The following is a 5,308-nucleotide window of genomic DNA, read 5'->3' as shown; positions in this document are numbered from 1 at the left end:
TGCCGATTAGCGTAATTTATCTTACTTTTAAATAATCACCAACTTTTATGCTATAATCTGGCGACAATTTATTCATCTTATAAAGACTAGAAAGTTTAATACCATAATATTGCGCTATAGAATACATACTTTCACCGGCTTTAATTCTATGCGGTCGGTTTTTATATATTTTTTCGGCTTTATTTTGTTTCTTTTTCAAGTAAATGATTTCTCCTGGTATTAATCTGTCATTTTTATCTCTTTCATTGTATTTTGCCAATTTCTTATATGAAATACCAACTTCCTTTGAAATGGATCTGAATGTATCACCCTGCCTTGCTTTAAGATAATAGTTTTTATTATAAATATGTATAGGATGCAATTTTGTATCTGGTGAAATGTCTTTCACTTCAGCCATCTCGACCATGAACTTATCATACTTTTTAGCATGATCGTATTTATGTAGCTTATACAATTCGATAATTCCAATAAGTTTTTTTGCATAGTTTGGGTTCGTAGCATATCCACACTTTTTTAATCCATGTGCCCAACCTTTATAGTCAGTTTTTTTAAGTGAAAATAGTTTTTTATATCTTGGCTGGCGTGCCAAAAATTTGCTATGATCCTCATAACTTTCGTATGCGTCACGATACGCTCTAAAACATTCCTGTTTTTCATCATCATCATGGTATGTTGTTGCTCCGAGCCAATCATGACATTTTATACCGAAATGATTATTCCCTTTTCTTGTAAGCTCACTCATTCCAGCCCCACTCTCAAGTAATCCTTGTGCAAGAGTAATACTTGCAGGAATATTATATTTCAGCATCTCTGAAATAGCCAGATCTTTATATTTATCAATATAAGCTTGATACCTAGAGTTCCACCTCATTTGAGCATTAAGCACAACACTTGTCAATGTACATAAAAAAAGTATCAAAAATCTCCCCATCCTTAATATCTTGTTATGAATTTATATAGGTTCAAATTAATGCAAATTTAAGCCATTTATATATCTTTTCAAAATTTTATTAGATAAAATTCTATAATACATTTATCTTAAAGACAAAATAAAATTTATAATTCTAAAATATATTGATGTATGTAATCAATTTAGATTTTCTACTATAATATACGCTAATATATTATATATTTGTTTATCGACCTCTAAACTCATGTGGGATATGCCCTCTTGCACCAGGACCTATTGACATGCCTTCTGGTCTGATTCTTCTTTTGGGGTCATCGCCTTGTTTTCCTCCAAATACGTTCATACGATAAACAACATGTAACATTGCATAACTATTTATACTATTATATTTTGTATCGCTTTTTTGTACAGCAGTTATTACTCGGCTGAAATTGCTTTGATTATGTAAGATGTCATAAAATTGTAGAGAAATAGTCAATGTCTTTCCTTTAAGGAATCCTTGACTAATTTGAGCATTCCAAATTAATTCATTTGTATTCATGGAATTGTCATTAAATCCTCTGCGACTATTTTCATGTAAATCGGTAGATAGACTAGTTCCCCAAGGTAAATATATATTTAATGAACCTCCGTATGAAAACTGCCATGTATCAAGATTACTTTCACTTTGTAATAAATTCCGTGAATGAGTATAGTTTAATGAACCATCTAGCATAACTTCAAGCCAATCATTGCGATAACTAGTGCGCAGTTGTTCATTAATTTGTGATGTGCGAGTTATATTTTTTTGTGAATTAGAATTATTATCTAAAGCAAGATATCCAACATAATTATTATAGGATATATTAGTAAATGTATTAATATTCCATTTCCCAATAGAATCGATTGCAGTGTTAAACATGAATGCTCCTGAAATGTTCCAATTTCCATTTATATTTTCTGGTCGCGTTATGCGTCCTCCGGTTTTCTCGTCATAAGTAACCATATTACTAATACTATTACGTGTATTTTGGTAATTAATGTACGTCATTATAGCTCGTTGATGATTCTGTAAATATGTATTATAAAATAATCTTAGTGAATTGGTGAACGATGGTTTAAGACCAGGATTTCCTTTTGTGACATTTAAAGGGTCACTATCGTCTGTAATATCCATAAGGTCTGTCATATTAGGTTGCGTTGTTGTACCCCTATAATTTATTCTCAAATTACTCAACTTTGAGAAACGATATCTGAAATCTAATGTTGGACTGACATTAACAACGTTTCTTATTGTATCTGTATATATGCCTTGGTATTTCTGAATGAAATGTGTAGTTTGTGGCTGTGCCATGAATCCAATATTCAAATTGTATTTTTGTCTAATAACTCTCAGCATTATTTGCAAATCATGAATGTAGTTCTTATATTCTGAATACCTACTTAAATCTGGATCCAGATAGCTGTCAAGTGGATTCTCTAACAGTCTTAGATAATTATTCCATCCTCTATATTCATTAATAACATTATCAAAGAAATTCTCACCTAAATTACTGAAATCAAAAGTTTCCCTATCACTTTTGTTATAGTTATAAGTAAATTTATAGCTAAATTGCAAAAACATGGTCTTAAATATTGGTTCACTATAAGTTGCTTGAATATTATAGCTAAGTGATTTTGTTGGAGTTAAATTATATCTATTTGTTTGGTATACCGAATCAACTCCTGAACTATTTTTTATCTGATATAAATGTACATTTGATGTACTTAAACTTTTGCTTTTATTATCATTATAAGTAACGTTAGTACGCAATGTTACATTTCGACCTTTAGAATTTAGTTTTCTGTTAATTTGCAACATTATACCTAAACTTTTATTTTCAGAGTATGTTATAGAATTGTTCTTCCTTGTATTCACCATTAAACTATCTTCTGCCATTTGTAATATTGACTCAGGAGACAACGGATTAGTAACATATAAATATGGATCATCATTATATGAGGCACTTGTTGATGATGATAATCCATCACTTGTTGAATACTTAATAGTAGGACGAAACATAATATTGGTCATCGTATCAGGCTTCCATTCCATTCTCAAACGAGCATCCCAACTATTACTTCGAGTATAATTTTGATTAAAGCTATTTGAAAAAGAGCCGATGTTACTTACGAAATTTTCAGTTGATTGCTCTGTTCTGACGTCACCATTAGAATGATTCCATCTAATACTACCATCTAAAATGAATATCTTATTACGATTATAGTTAAAATTTGCGCCCATCATTTTTGAGGAATTCAACCCTTGGAGTCCACCTCCTCCTGGGAAGCCTTTATCATTAGTATTATTGGCATTTCCCATAAGCATCACTCTTGATTTATCCTTAAATAGGGCCCCCATCAATCTTTCGGCATATCTATTATGCGTTCCTATTGATGCATCTGCATTTCCTATTATTCCTTTATTCATTCCTTTCTTTATTCCAAAGTCTAATACAGTTTGTTCTTCACCGTCATCTATGCCAGTGACTTTAGCCAAATCGCTTTTCTCGTCATAGGTTTTAATCTTGTCTATAATAGATGTTGGTAAATTTTTTAATGCAGTTTTAGTATCTCCGGTCATAAACTCTTTACCGTCAACAAGTATTTTTTTACTTCTTTACCATTTACTGTAATTTTTCCGTCATCGTCAATCTGAGCGCCTGGTAATTTCTTTATCAATTCTTCTACAACAGAACCTTCTGGAGTTCTATATGCAGAAGCATTGTAGACAAAAGTATCTTCTTGAACTGTCACAGGCGGTGCTTGACCTATGACAGTTGCTCCCTTTAACATAATTGCATCAGCAGAAAAGGTAATATCACCTAATGCTATATTTTTCTCAGTTGAAACATTTAGTGTTTTTGTCAATGGTATATATCCTACACATGTAAATTTTAGAATATAATTTCCTCTTTTAGGTGCAGTTAACTTAAATTTACCATTTTCATCACTTAAAACACCAGAGATATAGGTGCTATCCTGTGTCAACATTTGTACCGTAACCATCATCACGCCTTCCTTTGTATCGCGGTCTATAATCTTTCCTGTTATAGTGTTAATTTGAGAAAAAACATCTATTGATGAAATTATCAATAGGCATAGTAGAATTATCTTCTTTTTCATTTTTACCTTATATTTTATTGTCTTAGACGTTAAATATAATTATTGGTTTAATCAACAATATATTAAAAGTTGAATAAAAATTTTCATTTAGAATAAATTTGACTAACTTTGCAACACATATAATGTCTTTATGATTATGAAACAGAGTATTATAATATCTAAATGCTTAAATGCTGAACTTGATTTTCATATTAAATCTTTCAATCCCGATAAAGTTTTTATAATCGTTGATAATATTACGGAGAAATTTTGTTTGCCAAGAATTAGTGATATCCCATCACTTAAGAATGCCGGTATTATCTCAATATGTTCTACAGACAATAGTAAAAACATAAACTCGCTTACTCACGTATGGAGATCTTTAAGCGAACAAAAAGCTACACGATATTCTCTAATTATCAATTTAGGTGGCGGTATGGTAACAGATCTTGGTGGATTTGCAGCCTCGACATTTAAACGGGGCCTCAAATTTATTAACATACCTACTACCCTATTGGCTATGGTTGATGCTTCCGTTGGTGGTAAAACTGGAATAAATTTTAACGGATTAAAAAATGAAATAGGGGTTTTTAATAATTCTGATATAGTAATTATTGACACAAATTTTTTAAAAACGCTTGATTCCGAAAATATTTGTTCTGGATATGCAGAAATGATAAAACATAGTTTAATTAGTAATGAAGATATCTGGAGTAAATTGCTTACATTTGATATTTTAGCGCCAAATCTTAATGATTTATCATATCTTCTTGAGGATAGCATAAAAATTAAAGAAGAAATTGTTAAGAATGATCCATATGAAACCGGTATGCGAAAAGCGCTCAATTTCGGGCACACGATAGGTCATGCATTTGAATCACTTTCAATGATAAAACAATCTCCGATATTGCATGGCTATGCTGTTGCCTATGGTATGATTTGTGAACTTTATCTTTGTACAATTAAGGTGGGATTCCCGATTGAAAAGATGCGTCAGACGGTTAATTACATAAAACATATTTATGGAATTTATGATTTTAGTTGTGACGATTACGAAGTCTTATACGAACTCATGAAACATGATAAAAAAAATACAGCTAATACTATTAATTTTACATTGTTAGAAAATATTGGAAAAGTAAAAATTAATTTCACTGCATCAAAGGAAGACATATTTGAATCATTTGATTTTATAAGAGAAGGCCTATAAACAAATTGTTAGCAAATTCTCTATCCTGATGTATCAAAGACATAAAAACATAGGCCTTTACTCAA

Annotated in this window: 2 protein-coding genes and 1 pseudogene; 1 reads left to right on the top strand and 2 read right to left on the bottom strand. The window is 30.9% G+C overall.

Annotation, left to right across the window (positions count from 1 at the left end; translation table 11 throughout):
- Positions 1 to 16: 16 nt before the first annotated feature.
- On the bottom strand, positions 17 to 931 hold the full coding sequence (locus ACU52_RS14380) for a glucosaminidase domain-containing protein (RefSeq protein ID WP_053399304.1): 915 nt from the start codon (positions 929 to 931) through the stop codon (positions 17 to 19).
- Positions 932 to 1,136: 205 nt separating this feature from the next.
- Positions 1,137 to 4,054, bottom strand: a pseudogene (locus ACU52_RS14375) (outer membrane beta-barrel protein).
- Between the two features lie 136 nt (positions 4,055 to 4,190).
- Between ACU52_RS14375 and aroB the strand changes: the two are divergent.
- Positions 4,191 to 5,243: a 3-dehydroquinate synthase gene (gene aroB / locus ACU52_RS14365; protein ID WP_053399305.1), complete on the top strand. Its 1,053-nt coding sequence runs from the start codon at positions 4,191 to 4,193 to the stop codon at positions 5,241 to 5,243.
- Positions 5,244 to 5,308 lie beyond the last annotated feature (65 nt).

This window comes from Xylanibacter rarus (genome assembly GCF_001275135.1).
In the GTDB taxonomy this organism is placed as follows: domain Bacteria; phylum Bacteroidota; class Bacteroidia; order Bacteroidales; family Bacteroidaceae; genus Prevotella; species Prevotella rara.
Note: the sequence above shows the minus strand (reverse complement) of the source record. Positions and strands in the feature narration are given on the sequence as shown.